Annotated in this window: 18 protein-coding genes; 10 read left to right on the forward strand and 8 right to left on the reverse strand. The window is 69.1% G+C overall.

Annotated elements, in window-relative coordinates:
* Window positions 1-204 precede the first annotated feature (204 nt).
* Both ACYQ1L_RS01335 and ACYQ1L_RS01340 read left to right on the forward strand, forming a co-directional pair.
* Window positions 205-1,242 (forward strand): sensor histidine kinase, encoded by a 1,038-nt coding sequence (locus ACYQ1L_RS01335; protein WP_460002423.1) that lies wholly within the window; start codon window positions 205-207, stop codon window positions 1,240-1,242.
* Entirely contained in the window at window positions 1,239-1,898 is a 660-nt protein-coding gene (locus ACYQ1L_RS01340; protein WP_460002425.1) for a response regulator transcription factor, read from the forward strand. The genes ACYQ1L_RS01335 and ACYQ1L_RS01340 overlap by 4 nt, the downstream gene beginning before the upstream one ends.
* On the opposite strand, the gene ACYQ1L_RS01345 is transcribed toward ACYQ1L_RS01340, so the two are convergent.
* Together ACYQ1L_RS01345 and ACYQ1L_RS01350 are read right to left on the reverse strand one after the other, a co-directional pair.
* Entirely contained in the window at window positions 1,874-2,596 is a 723-nt protein-coding gene (locus ACYQ1L_RS01345; protein WP_460002426.1) for a DedA family protein, read from the reverse strand. The genes ACYQ1L_RS01340 and ACYQ1L_RS01345 overlap by 25 nt on opposite strands.
* Window positions 2,597-2,612: 16 nt before the next feature.
* Window positions 2,613-3,914: a COG4705 family protein gene (locus ACYQ1L_RS01350; RefSeq protein ID WP_460002428.1), complete on the reverse strand. Its 1,302-nt coding sequence runs from the start codon at window positions 3,912-3,914 to the stop codon at window positions 2,613-2,615.
* A 99-nt stretch (window positions 3,915-4,013) separates the two neighbouring features.
* On the opposite strand from ACYQ1L_RS01350, the gene ACYQ1L_RS01355 reads away from it, so the two are divergent.
* The 3 genes from ACYQ1L_RS01355 to ACYQ1L_RS01365 all read left to right on the forward strand — a co-directional run bounded on the left by ACYQ1L_RS01355 (window position 4,014) and on the right by ACYQ1L_RS01365 (window position 6,004).
* Window positions 4,014-4,694: a response regulator transcription factor gene (locus tag ACYQ1L_RS01355; RefSeq protein WP_460002429.1), complete on the forward strand. Its 681-nt coding sequence runs from the start codon at window positions 4,014-4,016 to the stop codon at window positions 4,692-4,694.
* Window positions 4,691-5,626: a sensor histidine kinase gene (locus tag ACYQ1L_RS01360; protein WP_460002430.1), complete on the forward strand. Its 936-nt coding sequence runs from the start codon at window positions 4,691-4,693 to the stop codon at window positions 5,624-5,626. Before ACYQ1L_RS01355 ends, ACYQ1L_RS01360 begins: the two co-directional genes overlap by 4 nt.
* A gap of 96 nt (window positions 5,627-5,722) precedes the next feature.
* A complete protein-coding gene (locus ACYQ1L_RS01365; RefSeq protein WP_460002431.1) occupies window positions 5,723-6,004 on the forward strand; it encodes a hypothetical protein in 282 nt (93 codons plus the stop codon).
* Between the two features lie 198 nt (window positions 6,005-6,202).
* On the opposite strand, the gene ACYQ1L_RS01370 is transcribed toward ACYQ1L_RS01365, so the two are convergent.
* The 3 genes from ACYQ1L_RS01370 to ACYQ1L_RS01380 all read right to left on the reverse strand — a co-directional run bounded on the left by ACYQ1L_RS01370 (window position 6,203) and on the right by ACYQ1L_RS01380 (window position 10,181).
* Window positions 6,203-8,290 carry an APC family permease gene (locus ACYQ1L_RS01370; protein WP_460002432.1) on the reverse strand — a complete coding sequence of 696 codons (2,088 nt, stop codon included), beginning with the start codon at window positions 8,288-8,290 and terminating at the stop codon, window positions 6,203-6,205.
* Window positions 8,291-8,359: 69 nt separating this feature from the next.
* On the reverse strand, window positions 8,360-8,992 hold the full coding sequence (locus ACYQ1L_RS01375; RefSeq protein ID WP_460002433.1) for a TetR/AcrR family transcriptional regulator: 633 nt from the start codon (window positions 8,990-8,992) through the stop codon (window positions 8,360-8,362).
* A gap of 4 nt (window positions 8,993-8,996) precedes the next feature.
* Window positions 8,997-10,181, reverse strand: coding sequence for an FAD-binding domain (locus ACYQ1L_RS01380; protein WP_460002434.1), 1,185 nt, complete (start codon window positions 10,179-10,181; stop codon window positions 8,997-8,999).
* 303 nt (window positions 10,182-10,484) lie between these two features.
* Here ACYQ1L_RS01380 and ACYQ1L_RS01385 point away from each other — a divergent pair, with 303 nt between their 5' ends.
* The gene (locus tag ACYQ1L_RS01385; protein ID WP_460002435.1) at window positions 10,485-11,177 is read left to right on the forward strand and encodes a GTP pyrophosphokinase; all 693 of its coding nucleotides are present in this window, start codon (window positions 10,485-10,487) and stop codon (window positions 11,175-11,177) included.
* Window positions 11,178-11,183: 6 nt separating this feature from the next.
* Here ACYQ1L_RS01385 and ACYQ1L_RS01390 read toward each other — a convergent pair whose 3' ends face one another.
* The 3 genes from ACYQ1L_RS01390 to ACYQ1L_RS01400 form a co-directional block, all read right to left on the reverse strand.
* On the reverse strand, window positions 11,184-11,708 hold the full coding sequence (locus tag ACYQ1L_RS01390) for a hypothetical protein (RefSeq protein ID WP_460002436.1): 525 nt from the start codon (window positions 11,706-11,708) through the stop codon (window positions 11,184-11,186).
* Between the two features lie 151 nt (window positions 11,709-11,859).
* Entirely contained in the window at window positions 11,860-13,074 is a 1,215-nt protein-coding gene (locus ACYQ1L_RS01395; RefSeq protein ID WP_460002438.1) for an amidohydrolase, read from the reverse strand.
* Window positions 13,075-13,117: 43 nt separating this feature from the next.
* The gene (locus ACYQ1L_RS01400) at window positions 13,118-13,765 is read right to left on the reverse strand and encodes a TetR/AcrR family transcriptional regulator (RefSeq protein ID WP_460002439.1); all 648 of its coding nucleotides are present in this window, start codon (window positions 13,763-13,765) and stop codon (window positions 13,118-13,120) included.
* A 143-nt stretch (window positions 13,766-13,908) separates the two neighbouring features.
* On the opposite strand from ACYQ1L_RS01400, the gene ACYQ1L_RS01405 reads away from it, so the two are divergent.
* The 4 genes from ACYQ1L_RS01405 (at window position 13,909) to ACYQ1L_RS01420 (ending at window position 18,439) form a co-directional block, all read left to right on the forward strand.
* Complete coding sequence (locus ACYQ1L_RS01405) at window positions 13,909-15,582, forward strand: ABC transporter substrate-binding protein (protein WP_460002440.1); 1,674 nt, start codon at window positions 13,909-13,911, stop codon at window positions 15,580-15,582.
* Window positions 15,583-15,705: 123 nt separating this feature from the next.
* Window positions 15,706-16,530, forward strand: a complete 825-nt coding sequence (locus tag ACYQ1L_RS01410; RefSeq protein WP_460002441.1) for an ABC transporter ATP-binding protein — start codon at window positions 15,706-15,708, stop codon at window positions 16,528-16,530.
* Window positions 16,527-17,339 (forward strand): ABC transporter ATP-binding protein, encoded by an 813-nt coding sequence (locus tag ACYQ1L_RS01415; protein WP_460002442.1) that lies wholly within the window; start codon window positions 16,527-16,529, stop codon window positions 17,337-17,339. Before ACYQ1L_RS01410 ends, ACYQ1L_RS01415 begins: the two co-directional genes overlap by 4 nt.
* A gap of 104 nt (window positions 17,340-17,443) precedes the next feature.
* Window positions 17,444-18,439, forward strand: coding sequence for an ABC transporter permease (locus ACYQ1L_RS01420; protein WP_460005742.1), 996 nt, complete (start codon window positions 17,444-17,446; stop codon window positions 18,437-18,439).

Genomic DNA, 18,439 nt, shown 5'->3' on the forward strand with positions numbered 1-18,439 from the left:
CTTCCTCACGGTTTGCTCACGCCGCGCGCCGGGAACCCATGCGGGTCCCACACGCCCGCGCGATCGGATCCCCGCTTTCGGGGAGCGATGTCTGTCGGCCTGGGGGTCAGAATCGAGCGAACATCGCTCCCCGAAACCGTGTGGTGGTGGGTCCTCCCTCCCCGCCTGCAGCGCGAGGACAGCCCCGGGGGCGAAGATGGGACGGTGGAGACGCAGGCGGAGTTTCGGCGCTCGAGCAGGGCGATCGGCTGGCAGGTCGCCGCGGTGTGCGCCGGGCTGGTGCTGCTGGGCGCGGGGCTCGCCCTCGCGTACATGTTCTGGCAGACCAGGCCGGCCGAGGTGAATGGACCGCCCGAACCGGGCTCCGTGCGGATCTTCCTGGACCCGGCGGATCTCGTTCTCGGCGGGGTCGTGGTCGGGCTCGGCGCGATCGTCTGCGCCGGCGCCGCCGCGTGGCTCATCGCCCGGCGGGCGGTGCGCCCCCTCGAGGAGGCGGCACGGATCCAACAGCGCTTCGTCGCCGACGCGAGTCATGAGCTGCGCACGCCTCTGGCCGTGCTCAACGCGCGTGTGCAGCAGCTCGCGCTGCTCACCCCTGTGGGCGACCCGCGTCGCGAGGTCCTCGGCGCGCTGCGCGAAGACGCCGGGATCATGTCCGGGATCGTCGACGACATGCTGGCCGCAGCGACGGGGTCGGAGCCTCAGCGCGGCAGCTGCGCGCTCGCCGAGGTCATGGACGCCGCCGCCGCGGACATGGCGCTGCTCGCAGAAGGCCGCCGGGTGCGGATAGCCACGACGCCCCTGTCCCGTGAGGTCGCACTCCCCGCCGCCGACCTGCGCCGATGCCTGGTGGCGCTGATCGACAACGCCGTGGACCATGCGCCGGCCGACAGCACCGTGTCCGTGGCGGCCGTCGCGGAGCGCGCCGTCGCCCGCATCGCGGTGGCCGACAGCGGATCCGGGATCACCGGGATCGATCCGGCTCGGGTGTTCGACCGCTTCGCGCACGGATCTCCCGTGGCCAGAAGCATGTCTACCGGGACGGCCGGGGGCATGAGCGGGCCGCGCACCCGGTTCGGCATCGGACTCGCGCTCGTCGCCGAGCTCGCGGAGCGCCACGGCGGCGCGGTGCGCGTGGCGCGGACCGGGCCTGGGGGCACAGTGTTCGAGCTCGTCGTGCCGTTCGCCGCCGGGCCCGGCCCGGAGTCGTCGCAGCCGGCCGCGCCGGAGGCGGATCGATGAGCGGCCGGCTGCTGATCGTCGAGGACGATCCCCGCCTCGGCCCGATCATGCGCGACGTGCTCTCGGCCGGGTGGTCGGTGCAGCTGTGCGATTCGGCGGAGGAAGGGCTCGATGCCGTGCTGGCGCGCGGCTTCGATGCGATCGTCGTGGACCGGCGCCTGCCCGGCATGAGCGGCGAGGAGCTGGTGCGCGAGCTGCGCCGGCGCAGGGTCAGCGCGCCCATCCTCATGCTCACCGCCCTCGGCGAGCTGTGCGACCGGGTCGAGGGACTCGATGCCGGCGCCAACGACTACCTGGTGAAGCCGTTCGAGTTCGAGGAGCTGAGCGCCCGACTGCGCGCCCTCACGCGCGACTACGCCGCACCGGTCGCGGGGACGGCGATCGGCAGCTGGACCTTCCATCCCGACGACCACAGCATCGATTCGCCGTATGCCGGCCGGATCCTGCTCACCGAGGCCGAATCGGCGTTCCTGGCGGTGCTCGCCTCCGAGCCCGAGCGCACCTTCTCCCGCGAGTACCTGCTCGAGGCGGTGTTCGCCCGGGGCGAGAGCCTGACCACCGTGGAGACCTACGTGCACTACCTCCGCCGCAAGACCGATCGGGACCTCATCCAGACGGTCCGCGGATCCGGCTACCGGCTGGGGACGCCGGCCTGATCCGGGTCGGCCGCCGTCTGCACGCGGTCCTGACGCGAGACCTGGGCCGCGTCCTCCCTCTGTCGGCGGGCGCGGAGCATCCCGCGCACCCCGCCGATCGCGACCGGCACGACCGAGACGACGACGATCGCGATCATGAGCAGGTCGATGTTGTCGACGACGCCGGGGATCCCGCCGAGCAGCAGGCCGATCGCCGTCATCCCGCACACCCATGCCACCGCGCCGATCGCGTTCCAGGGCAGGAACCGGCGGTACGGCAGGCGCGCGGTTCCGGCGACGAGCGGCACGTACGTCCGCACGATCGGGACGAACCGGCCGAGCACGAGGGACAGCGGGCCGTAACGCTCGAAGAAGCGCTCCGTCTCCACCAGGCGGCTGGTTCGCAGCACGCGCGCGTCGTCGCGGAACAGCCGCCGACCGTAGCGCTTGCCCAGGACGTAACCGACCTGGTCGCCGAGCACGGCCGCCGGGATGCCGACCAGGAGCACCTGCCACGGCTGGATCCCGAGGGGGCCGGCCAGGATCGCCGCCGTGACGAGCAGGGAGTCGCCGGGCAGGAACGGGAACAGCACGCCGGACTCGATGAAGATCAGCAATGCGATGCCCGCGAGCACCCACGGGCCGAAGGCGTGCAGCATCGAGGTGGCATCGGGGAGGAGTCCTGCCGGTGCCAGGACGGAGGAGGCGAGAAGATGCATTGCGTCGTCCTCCGGCTCAGGCGCCGAGATCCTTCAGCAGCACGGCGAGTTCGGCCTCCTGTGCCGCGGGTGCCGCCGCCTTCACGCCGGGGTGATCGATCGCGTACGCCCGCAGCACGGCATCCATCTCGTGGTCCAGGAACGTCCATGCCGTGGAGTCCGCCGCCTGAAGCGTGCTCTGGTCGGCGTCCCACGCGTCGCGCATCTTCTGCACGGTCGCGTGGGATCCGGCGGTGTCGCCGGCCTTGTCCTGCTGCACGGCGGTCTGCGCGAGGGTCACGTACTTCGCGACGGCGTCCTTCGGCAGGTGCGCGGTGACCTGCTGCGGAGTGAGGGCGGCGACCGGGCCGTTCGAGGCCCCGTCGTCGGCGGCCGCGGCGGTCTGGTGCGGGACGAGGGAGGCGACGGTGAGGATCGCCGCCGTCACGACGCCGAGGACGACGAACCCGATCAGGCCGGCACGCTCGCGGGCCGGACTCGTGATCACCCGGGAGGCGTGCGTGGCGTCGTAGGTCTCCACGACGTCGCGCCGGGTGACCGCGAGATAGATCACCGTGGCGAGGATCAGGCCGAGGAAGATCATGCTCGTCGCGAAGGTGCCCAGACCCAGGCCGACGGGATCGCCCGGGTTCGCGGGCTGGGTCGGGGATCCGAGGAAGTCGCCGATGTTGGCGCCGAGCGGCCGGGTGAGGATGTAGGCCAGCCAGAACGACAGCACCGGGTTCGCACCGCCGCGCCACAGCGCGGTGATCGCGAGGATCAGCCCGAGCGGGAGCAGCACGGCGACGCCCGGGCTCCAGCCGGTCAGCTCCAGCGTCCAGTCCCCCGTGGCGGTGCCGAGGGCGAACGTCACGAGCACGGTGAGCCAGTAGAAGCCCTCCCGTGGACGGGTGTCGATCGCGTGGATCGACAGCGTGCGCTCACGCGCCCACCAGATCCCGAACACGACCGCCAGCAGCACCGAGAAAACGGCCGAGGAGACCCACAGGGGCACGCCGAGCTGGTCGGTCAGGATGTCGGTGTACAGGGTGCCCGTGATCGAGATGACCACGACCGTCAGCCAGTACGGGAACGGCGAATAGCGCTTGAGGCTTAGCTGCACCGCGAGGACTACCACGAGTACGCCCGTGAAGATCCACGCGGTGTTGCTCAGGCCGACGCCGAGCGTGAGGTTGATCCAGTCCGCGAAGCTCTCGCCGACCGTGGTGCACAGGATCTTGATGATCCAGAACCAGATCGTGACTTCGGGGACCTTGTTCAGCAGGCGTCCGCGGGTCGCCCCCGGCCAGGCCTCGGTGTGCGCGGTGCTCGTCGTCATGCTTCGACGCTAGGCAGCCGTCACCAAGGACCCGCCAAGGATCCCGAGGGGCGGTCGCGGATGGCGCACGACGCCGCATCCGCCGCGCATACTGTGCTCATGCGAGTTCTGGTGGCCGAGGATGATGCCCGTCTGCGTTCCGTGCTCGAGCGCGCCCTGCGCGAGAGCGGATACGCCGTGGACGCGCACGCGGACGGCGAGTCGGCGCTGTTCGCCTTCGAGACGGACGGCGCCGATCTGCTGATCCTGGACATCATGCTGCCGGGCGAGCTGGACGGCATCGAGATCTGCCGCCGGATCCGTGCGGCCGGCGGGCAGGTTCCGATCCTGCTGCTGACGGCGCTCGACGCGCCGCGACACCGGGTCAGGGGGCTCGACGTGGGGGCCGATGACTACCTGGTCAAGCCGTTCCACCTCCCGGAACTGCTCGCGAGGACGCGCGCACTGCTGCGCCGTTCGCCGGTGGTGGTGCCGCCGGTCCTCGTCGTCGGCGCGCTCGAACTGGATCCGACTCGACGCGCGGTGCGGCGTGCAGGCCGGGACATCTCGCTGACGGCCCGGGAGTTCGCGGTGCTGGAGCTGCTGATGCGGAGCCCCGGACGCGTGCTGACCCCGAGCGAGTTCATCGATCATGCCTGGGATGCGAACTACGAGGGGTACAGCAACGTGGTCGCGTCCACGATCCGGCACCTGCGCGGCAAGCTCCGTCAGCCGGGAGCGGCCGATCCGATCGTCAACGTCCGTGGCACGGGCTACGTCCTCACGGAGAGCGCCACGTGATCCTGCGCCGCGCCGTGCTGCGCCTGACGATCCTCATGACCCTCGTCATCCTGGCGTCGATCGCCCTGTTCGCGGTCGCCGTCGATCGCTATGTCACGTACGCGTTCGATCTGGAGCTCCCCGCGGACAGTGAGCAGAGCGTGAACGCGACGCTGGCCACGCTCCATGCCGGGCTCGGCATAGGGTTCGCCTTGCTCACCCTCATCACGCCGTTCGTCAGCTACGTCCTGGCGCGGCGGAGTCTGAATCCGGTGCGGGTCAGCATGGAGAGCCAGCAGCGCTTCGTCGACGACGCCGCTCATGAACTGCGCACCCCCATCGCCGTCGCTCAGGGCGAACTCGAGCTGGCTTTGCTGCGCGAGCGCACGCCGGAGGAGTATCGGACGGCGTCGCGCGCAGCGCTCACCGCCCTCGCCGATCTCGGCTCCCTGACCGACGCGCTCCTGCTCCTCACTCGCAGCGGTGACCTCACGGCCGCGGGCGAATCGGCACGATTCTCGCCGGACGATGCGGCCCGGCGCGCCATCCAGGCGATGCCTGCGGAGATACGCGAGCGGATCCGGTTCGACACCTCGGGCGGCACGGCGACGATCACGGGGAACGCGGATCTCGTGGCGCGCGCCATTGCGAACCTTCTGGAGAACTCGGCACGATATGCCGAGCCCGGTTCCGAGATCCGGCTGCGGGTCGAGCAGGGGAGTACGGTGACGCGATTCGTCGTCGCCGATCGCGGCCCCGGACTCTCCGCCTCGGATGCGGTGCACGCCTTCGATCGCTTCTGGCGAGCTGCCAGCTCGCGGCAGAGCGCCGGCAATGGCATCGGACTCTCGATCGTGCAGAGGATCATCGAAGGGCATGGCGGGAAGGTCACGTTGCACAGCGTGCCCGGCACCGGAACGACGGCGACGATCGCCCTGCCCGTCGCACGCTGAGCCGGAACGGATCCCGCTCTGTCACGCTCTCGTCACGCGGCCGCTCGTACCGTGTTCCTGCGTCGGCCCCCTCGGGCCGCGCGGAAAGGAATCCCCATGAAGAAGCAGACGAAGCTCCTCACCGCCGCAGGCCTGGGTCTGGCGCTGGTCGCCGGCGGCGTGGCTGCGGCCACTGTGCCCGCGCTCGCCGCAGCGCCGGTGCATCAGGGCGTGCAGAGCACCCAGGACAACGGTGCGGACGGCGAGACCGCGGACGACGCGGCGACCGGCGCGCAACAGGACAACGGCGCCGACGGCGAGACCGCGGACGACGCAGCGACCGGCGCGCAGCAGGACAACGGCGCCGACGGCGAGACCGCGGACGACACCGGCAAGTAGCTCCCCCACGGTCGGAGAACGGAGAGGGGCGCGACGTGTCGCCCCTGCATCCCGGGACGGCGCGCCGCGCACATCCCCGACCCTCTCCGTTTTCCGACGTACCCGGCGTGCCCGGCGCGAGGCCACGTGCCCGGCGCGAGCGGCCGGGGCCACGTGCCCCGCAGGCTGGCAGAGGTGAGGCAGAGGAACGAAGCGGGGTCAGCCCAGCTCGGGCGGGCCCGCCGGACGCTGCACGCGACGGGCCGGCTTGGCATCGTCGTCGCCGTAGAGCGGGACGGGGCGACCGGAGCGCTGCTGGCCGGGCACGGGCCGGGAGCGGCGGCCGTAGATGAGCTCCGAGGAGTCGAGCAGCCAGGGCACCAGAGTGATCGTGACGCCGTGCACGAGCATCAGCTGGCTCGCCACGCGACGCGCACGCCGGTTGTGCAGGATCGACTCCCACCAGTGCCCCACGATGTACTGCGGCAGGTACACGGTCACCACCGCGGGGCCGTGCTTGGCGCGGTACTTGTTGATGTAGGCCTCGACGGGGGCCGCGTAGTGGCGGAACGGCGACTCCACGATCACGAGCGGGATAGGGATCCGGTGCTGCTGCCAGTCCTTCTGCAGCTGCACGCCGTCCTCGGGGTTGGCTGCGACGTGCAGCGCGATCGTCTTCTGGTGCTTCGCGGCGATCGCGTAGTCGATCGCCTTGATGACCGGCTTCTGCAGCCGGTTGACGAGGATGATGGCCACGTCGCCCTCGGATCCGAAGTGCGTCGTGTCGTCGATCGCGATCTCGTGCTCGACGTCGCGGTAGTAGCGCTTCACGCCCATCATCAGGATCGCGAGGATCGGGATCGCGAGGAAGACCATCCAGGCGCCGTGCGTGAACTTCGTGATCGTGACGATCACGAGCACCGCGATGGTGAGCGTGGCGCCGAGCGAGTTGATCACGAGACCCGTGTAGGCGGTGCGTCGCACCGGCAGGGCCTCCTTCACGCTCATCGACTTCGTGCTGCGCAGCAGATCCTTCCAGTGCCGCACCATGCCGACCTGGCCGAGCGAGAACGACACGAACACGCCGATGATGTAGAGCTGGATCAGGCTCGTCAGATTCGCCTGGAACACCACAAGCACGCCGATCGCGGCGATGCCGAGCAGGATCATGCCGTTCGAGAACACGAGGCGGTCGCCGCGGGTGTTCAGCGCCTTGGGGGCGTATCCGTCGCGGGCGAGCACGGCGCCGAGCAGCGGGAAGCCGTTGAAGGCGGTGTTCGCGGCGAGCAGCAGCACACAGGCGGTCGCGGCCTGGATGATGAAGAACGGCAGTGATCCGTTGCCGAAGACGGCCGAGGCGACCTGCGCCATGAGCGACTGCTGGGGCAGCGCGCAGTTGAATCCCACGAGGTCGCGGCACGGGTCCTCCGCGTAGTGCACGCCCGTGATGAGCCCGAGCGCGGTGAGGCCGGAGAACAGCAGGATCGCGATGCCGCCCATCATGGCCAGCGTCGTCTGCGCGTTTCCGATCTTCGGGATCCGGAAGGCCTGCACGCCGTTCGAGACGGCCTCGACGCCGGTCAAGGCGGAACAGCCGCTGGAGAACGCCCGCAGCACGAGGAGGATCACTGCGGCGTTCGCGAGCTGGTCGCCGTGCATCGCGTACTGCGAGCTCTCGGCGATCGGCGCGTCGCCGAGGAACGTGCGCACGAGCCCGGTGACGATCATGACGCCCACGGACCCGATGAAGATGTACGTCGGCACGGCGAAGAACGTCGACGCCTCGCGCACGCCGCGCAGGTTCACGATCACGATGAGGATCACGAAGCCCACCGCGAGCTCGACGCGGAACGGGTTCAGCTGCGGCACCGCGGAGATGATGTTGTCCACGCCCGACGCGATCGACACCGACACCGTGAGGATGTAGTCGACGAGGAGAGCTGCGGCCACGACGACGCCGGGGATCTCCCCGAGGTTCTTGGACGCGACCTCGTAGTCGCCTCCGCCGGAGGGGTACGCCTGGATGAGCTTGCGGTAGCTCAGCACGATCACGATCAGCAGCAGCACCACGGCCGCGGCGACCCACGGGGCGAAGGCGAGGAACGCCAGACCGCCGAGTCCCAGGGTCATCAGCATCTCCTGGGGGCCGTAGGCCACGGAGGAGAGGGCGTCGGATGCGAAGATCGGCAGCGCCATCCGCTTCGGGAGGAGCTGCTCGTTCGCCTGCTCGGTGCTGAGCGGCTCGCCGAGCAGGATGCGTTTGGCTACCTGCGGGGCGTCGGCGCTCTCACGGCTGTCATTTGCCACGAGCGGCTAAATTACGCCTGCAACGGGGCGGACGCAATTTGACGGGGCGGTTGTTGCATCACTGTTCGATCACTCTTTGCCGGGCAAGGGGCCCACGGCGCCCTTGATCATGCTCATCAGCGACGTGATCAGGCCGGGAAGCGACTCATCATCGACCGGATGGGACATGAGCCAGATGTCCATCGCCTCGCCCATGCCCATCGTGACGGCGACCAGCAAGGCGGGAGGCACGTCATCGCGCACCGCGCCCACCCGCTGCCCGGTGGTGAGGGCGTGCGAGATCCAGGGGAGGGACAACTGCTCCAGCTCCTCCTGTGCCTTCTGCGATGCGGGGCTTCGCGCGGCAGCGGCCCAGCCACGCAACAGGGACGCCAGGTGCGGGGATGCGACCAGCGCTCTCATCAGCCGGAGGTAGTAGTCGCTCACGGCGGTCCAGAAGGCGTCGGCATCCCCCGCGCCGAGATCCGGCAGCGGCCCGACCTTCTCGACGAGTCCCGCTAACCCCAACTGGGTGACGTATCCGTACAAGTCCTCCTTGCCGTCGAAGTAGTAGTACATCGATCCCTTGGAGATCCCGGCGGCCTCGATCACCCGGTTGAGGGAGGCGTCGTGGAATCCGTACGTCGCGAATTCGTCCATAGCGGCCTGCACGATCGACTGTTGCTGAGCGGCGGACAGTTTTGCGAAGCGGGGCCGGACCATGCTCTCAGTGTGCCGGATCCCGATCGGGGAACGGCGGGAGTTCGACGCGATCGTGGAAGCTCCGGCCCATCGCGATGTCGGCGACCTTGGGGAGCCCCATCATCTTCAGTACCGAGTTCCTGACGAGAAGCTGGAACGTGTTCTTCGGGGCGAAGGCCAGTCCCAGGCCCTGAGCGGCATCCTGCTTGGAGCGCACGAGAGGAACCAGCAACTGCTCGTACCGGGCGAACGCCGCGCGGTGGTCGGTGGTTCTCGCGAGTTCCGCCGCGAGCGTGTACGCCTCCACCACCGCGAGTGCCGAACCCTGACCTGCCAGGAAAGAGGGGCATGCGCCGGCATCGCCCACCAACGCAACGCGTCCGGTCGACCACGACGGCATCCGGATCTGGCTCGCTGCGTCGAAGTAGAAGCTGGTTGCGTGCGACATGGCGCTGAGCATCTCGGGTACCTCCCACCCCGCGCCGCTCAGTTCTTGCCGCAGCAGTGCTTCCTGTTCGGAGCGCTCGGTCGGTACCGCGCCGTCGTGTCGCATGCTGATCAGCAGCAGGGTGGTGTCGTCGCGAAAGGAGAGCCGGACCGCCTGGAATCCGACCTCGGCGTACAGCATCGCGACCAGTTCGTCGCGCGCGGGATACTGATCGACCTCGAACGCGGCGATCACCAAACCGAGGTATTTCTCGTAGCGCACGTCGGGTCCGAAGGCGAGCCTGCGCACACGCGAGTGCAAGCCGTCCGCTCCGATGACGAGATCGAAGTCTTGTCTGCTCCCGCTCTCGAACGTGACCCGAACCTGCTCGCCATCATCGGCGAGGTCTCGCACCGTATCGCCCAGCACCAGCTGCACTGCGTTGCCGAGGGAGCCGTAGATCACCGAGGCGAGTGCGGTACGAGGGATGCTCACGTACCGTTCGGCCGACTCGATCACCGCCGAGGGGCTGAATGACGCGATCTCGCGGCCGTTCCGGTTGATCGCCCTCGCCTCGGTGAAGAGATAGCCGTGGGCGCGCAGCTCGGGCACGATCCCCATCCGTTCAGCGACGTCGAAGCCGGCGCCCCAGAAGTCGATCAGGTAGCCGCCGCGGCGCAACACCGGAGCGTGCTCCACGATGGTCACGTCGTGCCCCGATCTGTTCAGCCAGAAGGCCAGTGTCGGGCCGGCGATCCCTGCGCCCACGATCAAGATCCTCATGACGCATCCTCTCCATCGGACGCTATTAGACCAGTAGTCTAAACCAGTGGTCTATCAATCGTCAACGGATGCGGTGCTCACCGGGTGATCCCTTCGCGATCGAGAAGCGCTGCACGGATGGGTCACCCGGGCCGCCGCGTTCTTTCGCTGCGGTGGGGTCACGGCCGAGGTGCGCGAAGCAGACATGAACAAGGACGACCGCGAAGCCCTGACGTCGGCGTCATCGCCGTCGATGCCGGTGCTCGGATCCGCTCAGAACGAACGCACAGGAGATCCGAACGCCTTTTGCGTAGCGTCGCAGGCATGAGCACGGTCCCTCTCGATGACGACGCGCTGAACCAGACCCTCTCCGAGGCCCGGGAGCTGCGCGACGAGTTCCAGCGCTTCCTCCACGAATACGAGTTCGGGATGCGCGAGATCGAGACGAAGATCTCGATCCTGAGGGACGAGTTCACCCACCACCACTCCTACAACCCGATCGAGCACGTGAAGAGCCGGGTGAAGTCGCCCGACAGCATCGTGGAGAAGATCGCGCGGCGCGGGATCGAGCCCGATTTCGCCTCCATCCGTCAGCACATCACCGACATCGCGGGTGTGCGGGTCACCTGCAGCTTCGTGGCCGACGTCTACCGGCTGTTCGATCTGCTCACCGCGCAGGACGACGTCACCGTGCGCATCGTGAAGGACTACATCGCCGCGCCGAAGCCGAACGGGTACCGCAGCCTGCACGCGATCCTCGAGGTCCCCGTGTTCCTGTCCTCCGGGCCGCTCATGGTGCCGGTCGAGGTGCAGTTCCGCACGATCGCGATGGACTTCTGGGCGAGCCTGGAGCACAAGATCCATTACAAGTTCCAGGGTCAGGTGCCCGCGCACCTCGTCGACGACCTCACCGCGGCGGCCGACGCCGCGAGCGAGCTCGACGCGCGCATGGAGCGGCTGCATCACGAGGCGCACGCCCCGCTCGCCGTGCTGCCGTCGGTGCCCCTCGACGTCTGACCGCTGTCAGGCGGCGGACGACGGGCCCGCCGACCGGCCCGCCTCCAGCGAGGCCTCCAGGCCCTTGACCTTGTCCAGCAGTGCGCCGATGGCCGCGTCCTGCGTCGCGAGGTGCTGCTGGATCTGCTGCGCCTCCGCCAGGATCGCGCCGGCGTCCTCGTACGTCGCCGCCGCGCGCGCGTCCGAGGCGGCGGCCTGGATGTTCTGCCCGACGATGATCACCGGCAGCAGGACGAGCTGCAGGAACGTCTGCGCGATCCAGCCCACGATCACGATCGCATTGCCCGACAGGATCGCGGCGGGCAGGCTCACCAGCGCCAGCGCGGCGAAGACGTAGGCGCACCACATCGTCCCCACGCTCGTCGTGATGCCGAGCCCCACCTTGCGGTTGAACCGGTTGATCGCCTTGTCCTGCGGATGCAGGCTCTTCGCGGCATCGCTGACGGTCGGCGGTCCGGACTTCAGGCGCTCCTCGACGCGCGCGTGCGGCTGGTAGTCGTAAGACGTGGACACGTCGGCAGGACTCGTCATGGCGTTACCCCCTCGGAACACGGCCCAGGGTTCCACCCGGGGCTATCAGTCGGCCATGAAACGGCGTCAGCGGCGGAGCGCGTTCTGGGATGCGATCGTGGCGATCTGCCGACGCGTCGGGATCCGATCAGTCCACGCGGGAGGATCAGCGTCAGCCCAGGAACTCCCGCGCCGCGACCGTGAGCGCCTTGACGCCGACCTCGATCGTCGGGTGGATCTCGACGGCGAAGTACGGGGAGTGGTTGGTCGCGATCTCGCTGTCGACCGTGCCGTGGGCCACCGCGGCGGCGAAGCGGGCCGGGGCGATGCCGCCCCAGAACCAGAACACGAGCGGCACGCCGGCGTCGCGGGCGAACCACGATACGTCCTCGCTGCCGGTGAACAGCCCGGGGTCGACCACGTTGTCCTCGCCGAATGCGGCGCGGAAGGCCGCGGTCGCGCGCTCCGTCGCGGCGGCGTCGTTGATCGTCGCGGGCAGCGTGTGCAGCGTCTCGATCGTCGGCTCCTCCGTGGCGCCGCTCGCCATGGCCTCGGCCTTGATCACGCGCTCCACCTTCGCGAGCATCTTGGTGCGCAGCGCGTCGTCGGGGTAGCGCAGGCTGAGGTCGAGCGTGGCCTCGGCCGGGATGATGTTGTTCTTGGTGCCGGCGTGGATGGCGCCCACCGTGACCACGGCGAGGTCGTGCGGATCCACCTCGCGGGAGACCACGGTCTGCAGGCGCATGACCGTGGCTGCGGCCATGACCACGGGGTCGATCGTGGAGTGCGGGCGGGAGCCGTGGCCGCCCCGGCCGTGCAGCACCACGTGCAGGCCGTCGGACGCGGACATCTGCGGACCGGGGCGCACACCGATCATGCCGGCCGGCAGCGGGGTGACGTGCTGCCCGATGACGACGTCCGGTCGCGGGAAACGGTCGAGTGCTCCATCGTCCAGCATCGCGCGGGCGCCGGCGCCGAACTCCTCGGCCGGCTGGATGACCACGACAAGAGTGCCCGACCATTCGGCCCGGGTGCGGACGAGCTCCTCCACGGCGCCGATCATGGCGGTCACGTGCATGTCGTGGCCGCAGGCGTGCATGATGCCGACCTCGCGCCCCTCGGCGTCCACGCCCCGCGCGGTGCTGGCGTAGGGCAGCCCCGACTCCTCGACGACGGGCAGGGCGTCCATGTCCGCGCGCGCCCAGACCACCGGGCCGTCGCCGTTGCGCAGCACGCCGACGACGCCCGTGCGACCGACCCCCTGAGTGACCTCGAGTCCCAGGTCGCGCAGGTGCCCGGCGGCGACGCCCGCGGTGCGCACCTCCTGGAACGACAGCTCGGGGTTGCGGTGCAGGTCGATGAAGAGCGCTTCGAGGTCGATCGTCATAGCGCCGAGCCTACGCGGATCCGGGCGGCCCGCCGACGCGCGATCAGCGGGCGGCGTAGGTCTCCAGGGCGGGGCCCGGATGCAGCACCCCGTTGACGATCGCCTGGATGGCGAAGGCGCTCGCGTCGGCCAAGTCGACCGCCGCGGGGTCCAGCAGCCACTGCAGCTGCAGCCCGTCCATGACCGCGAGGATCGACGCCGCCGCCTTGCCGATCGCGGCGGTGTCGGTCACGCCCTCCTGCGCGCACAGCTCGACGAACGCCGCCGACACCTCGGTGCGGAGCTTGTCGTAGCGGTGCTCGAAGAAGCCCCGGGCGGGGTGGCCGTCCGTCACCGACTCGTTCGACAGCACGGTGTACGTCTGCACGATCCCGGGTCGCCGTTCGTTCGCGAGCGCCGTCTTGACGAGGTGCAGGAACAGCTCCGGGCCGTCCGGGATGTGCTGATCGGCCAGCTCGGCGACATCGCTCTTGTCGCGGTAATCGAGCACCTCGAGCAGCAGCTTCTGCTTCGAGCCGAAGTGGTGCAGGACGCCGGCGTGGGTCATCCCGACCTGCTCGGCGATGTCGGCGAGGGTGCCGTTGGTGGATCCCTTCGCGCCGAAGATCTCGATCGCGGCATCCAGGATCTCCGTCCGCTTGCGCTCGGTCTCGGGCCGCGATTTCAGGCGCTTCGACGTCGTCGTGACCACTGGGTTCCCTTCGACTGCTTGTCATCCAGCTTACTCGTGGGTAACCTCACTTCTGCTTACTTTCTCGCTAGTAAGTCAACATCCCCCGGAAGCGGGACCCGCACCAGGCGGGGCACGACGGCCGTGCCCCGGAAGGAGAAGCAATGAGGCTCACCAAGACCCTGCTCGTCGTCTCGGCGTTCGCAGCGCTCAGCGCCGTCGCGCTGACCGGCTGCTCGTCGGGCTCCACCGCCGGATCGTCCGGCGGCGGCTCCCTCACGATCGCGAAGCCCGACGGCGCGGCGATCCTGTCGACCCAGACCAACAACCCGTTCATCTCCACGGGATCGGGCATGTCGCTCGGCTACGACCGGATGATCTACGAGCCCCTGGCGATGGTGAACCCCGTCGGCAAGAACGAGACGACCCCGTGGCTCGCTTCCAAGGTCGAGTGGAACGCCGACTACACCCAGCTGACCGTCACCCCGCGCGCCGACGTGAAGTGGAGCGACGGCAAGCCGTTCACCGCCGACGACATCGTCTTCACCTACACGCTGATCAAGAACACCCCCGCCCTCGACCTGGGCGGCCTCAAGCTCGCCGACGTCAAGAAGGACGGCGGCAACGTGGTGCTCTCGTTCAGCGAGTCGAAGTTCGTCAAGCAGGGCGACGTGCTGCAGGTCAGCATCGTGCCCGAGCACCAGTGGAAGAGCATCTCCGACCCGTCGAAGGATCCGGTCAAGGAGGCGATCGGCACCGGCCCGTACAAGATCAAGAGCTTCTCCTCGCAGGGCGTCGTGCTCAACGCCCGCTCCGACTACTGGGGCGGCAAGGTCCCCGTGGGCCAGCTCAAGTACCTCGAGTACAACGACAACACCGGTCTCCTGCGTGCACTGCAGAGCAAGGAGGTCGACTGGGCGCAGATCTTCATCACCGACTACCAGAAGAACTACGTCGACAAGGATCCGAAGCACAACGTGTTCTGGGGTGCGAACGTGCTGAGCCCGGACATGGTGCTCGTGAACACCACGAAGGCGCCGTTCAACGACGTCGCGTTCCGCAAGGCCGTGAACATGGTCGTGGACCGCAAGGCGCACGCCGAGAAGGCGCGCAGCAACGCCGGCCCCGAGCTCACCAGCGTCACCGGCATCCCGCAGCCCACCGGCGACCAGTACATCGCCCCGGAGTACAAGGACAAGACGTTCTCGATCGATGTCGACGGCGCCAAGAAGGTGCTCACCGACGCGGGCTACACCTGGAAGGACGGTGCGCTGATCGATCCGTCCGGGAACCCCGTCTCGTTCACGCTGCAGGATCCGCAGGGCTGGAACGACTACGTCACCGGCATCCAGCTCGTGGCCACGCAGATCAAGAGCACCCTCGGCGCGGACGCCAAGGTGGCCACGCCCGACGCCGACACCTGGTTCACGAACATGGCGACCGGGAACTTCGACGCGGCGCTGCACTGGTCGGGCTCCGGCTCCAACCCGTGGCACATCTACGACGACGTGATGAACGGCGCCTACCTGGCGCAGGCCGCCGACGGCAAGGTCTCCGACAACTTCGGCCGGTACAGCAACCCGGAGGCGACCGCACTGCTCGCGCAGTACGCCCAGGCGTCGGACGACGCGACCCGCACCGAGGCGCTCAACAAGATCCAGAAGATCTTCGTCGACGACGTCCCCGCCATCCCGATCGGCACCCACCCGCAGCTCGGCGAGTACAACACCCGCACCTTCACCGGGTGGCCGAGCGAGAAGGACCAGTACGCGACGGCCGACCCGACGCAGCCCTCGGCGGTCCAGGTGATCATGAACCTGAAGCCGGCCGGCAAGTAGTCCCGGGCCCACCTCGCGTCCTTCGTCTCGCTTCGCTCGCTCAGGAACCGGCAACACCCACCGGTTCCTGAGCGAGGAGCGCAGCGACGAGACGAAGGACCCCGTCACAGGGAAACAGAAGCCATGACAGACACCCTTCTCTCCGTGCGCGACTTCTCGGTCGTGTACGACGTGGATCCGCCCGTGCGGGCGGTGAAGAACGTCACGATCGACATCCGCCGCGGTGAGATCGTGGGACTGGCCGGCGAGAGCGGCAGCGGCAAGACCACGCTCGCCTACGGCGTGCAGCGGCTGCTCAAGCCGCCGGCCGTGATCACCGGCGGCAGCGTCGTCTTCCACGACGCCGACGGCACGGACATCGACCTGCACGCCCTCGACGTCGAGCAGATGCGCCGGTTCCGCTGGGACAAGGTGTCGATGGTGTTCCAGGGCGCGATGAACGCGCTCAATCCCGTGGCGACGATCGGCGCGCAGCTGGACGACGTGTTCCGCGTGCACCGGCCCGGGATGAGCCGGGCGCAGCGCCGGGCGGAGGTCGTCGAGCTCCTGGAGATCGTGAAGGTCGGCGGCCAGCGGATGCGGTCCTACCCGCACGAGCTGTCCGGCGGCATGCGCCAGCGCGTGATGATCGCGATGGCGCTCGCCCTGCGCCCCCAGCTCATGGTCATGGACGAGCCCACCACGGCGCTCGACGTGCTGGTGCAGCGCGAGATCCTGAAGCAGATCTCCCAGCTGCGCCACGAGTTCGGCTTCTCGGTGGTGTTCATCACCCACGACCTGCCGCTGCTGCTGGAGATCAGCGACCGCATCGCGGTGATGCGCGAGGGCGAGATCGTCGAGCTCGCCGACGCCGAGCGGCTGTGGACGGATCCGCAGCACGAGTACACCCGCGACCTGCTGCGCTCCTTCCCGCGCCTGACCGGCGAGCGGGGGGTGGTGGTGCGATGACCACGCTCGAGTTCCGCGGCGTCACCAAGATCTACAACGTCCGCGGCTCCGGCCAGCTGAAGGCCCTGGACGACGTCAGCTTCACCCTGAACTCCCGTCAGACGATCGGACTGGTCGGCCAGTCCGGCAGCGGCAAGTCCACGATCGCCAAGATCCTCACCCAGCTCGAGACCCCCACGCACGGAGAGGTGCTGCTCGACGGGGCGCCGATCCCGCGGCGGGGCAAGGGCCTGCGCACCTACCGGCAGCAGCTGCGCATGGTGTTCCAGGATCCGTTCGCCTCGCTGAACCCGTACCACTCGATCCGCCATCACGTGGAGCGTCCGCTGCGGCTGGACCGCGTCGTGCCGCGCGAGCAGGTCGACGCCGAGGTGCGCCGGCTGCTCGAGCGCGTGCGCCTCGATCCGGACGCGGTGATGGAGCGGCGGCCCCACGAGCTCTCCGGCGGCCAGCGCCAGCGCGTCGCGATCGCGCGGGCGCTCGCGTCCCGGCCGGCGCTGCTCGTGGCCGACGAGCCGGTGTCGATGCTGGACGTATCGATCCGCCTCGGCGTGCTGAACCTGCTCGCCGATCTGCAGCGCGAGGAGGGGCTCGGCGTGCTCTACATCACCCACGACCTGGCGACCGCGCGCCACTTCAGCGACGAGATCATGGTGCTCAACCAGGGCCGGGTCGTCGAGAGAGGACCCGCGGACGACGTCATCCTGCGCCCCCGCGACCCGTACACCCGGGAGCTGCGGGCCGCGTCGCCCGATCCGGAGGAGCTCTTCCGCCGCCGCGCGGCACAGACCACGGGAGGTGCGCGATGAGCGCCGACACGTCCGCACCCGCGACCGAGGCGTCGCCTGCCGCTTCCGAGCCGGTGGATCCGACGCTCGTCGGCACGACCGCGACCCGCGCCGAGCGCGGACGCATGCGCGTGCCGTGGCGGTTCATCGGCGGCCGGGCGGCCTTCTACGTGTTCACCGCGTGGGCCGCGATCACCATCAACTTCTTCATCCCGCGACTGATGAAGGGCGACGCGGTCGACGCGTACATGGCGCGCAGCCAGGGCCAGCTCACGCCCGACGCCGAGAAGGCGCTGCGCCTCATGTTCGGCCTGGACCACTCGGTGCCGCTGTGGCAGCAGTACCTCGACTACTGGGGCATGCTGCTGCGCGGCGACCTCGGCGTGTCCATCTCGACGGGCATGGCCCCGGTCGGAGACGCGATCGCCGCCGCGCTGCCGTGGACGCTCGGCCTGGTCGGCTTCGCCACGATCGTGTCGTTCCTCGTCGGAACCGTGCTCGGCGCCGTGATCGGATGGCGACGCGGCGGACGCCTGGACGTGCTGGTCCCGGTGACCACGTTCCTCGGCACCGTGCCGTACTTCTGGCTGGGGCTGATCTTCATCGCTCTGTTCTCCACGCTGCTCGGCTGGTTCCCCGCCGGGCACGCCTACGAGGTGGGCGTGGATCCGGGCTGGAACGCCGAGTTCATCGGCCAGGTGCTCTCCCACGCGGCCTTGCCGGTGATCACGATCGTGATCGCCTCGCTCGGCGGCTGGGTGCTCGGCATGCGCAACATGATGCTCACGGTGCTGGACGAGGACTACATCACCGTCGCCCAGGCCAAGGGCATGCCGAGTCGTCGCGTGCTCTGGCGGTATGCGGCCCGCAACGCCGTGCTGCCGCAGATCCAGAGCTTCGCCCTCTCACTCGGGTTCATCGTCGGCGGCACCATCGTGATGGAGATGGTGTTCTCCTATCCGGGGATCGGGCTGCTGCTGCTCGGCGCCACGAACGCGAAGGACTACGCGCTCATGCAGGGCATCTTCCTCGTGCTCGTGATGGCGGTGCTGGTCGCGAACATCATCGCCGACATCGCCTACGCCATCCTCGACCCGCGCACCCGTCAGACGGAGGCCTGA

It is taken from the genome of Microbacterium xylanilyticum (genome assembly GCF_054654695.1).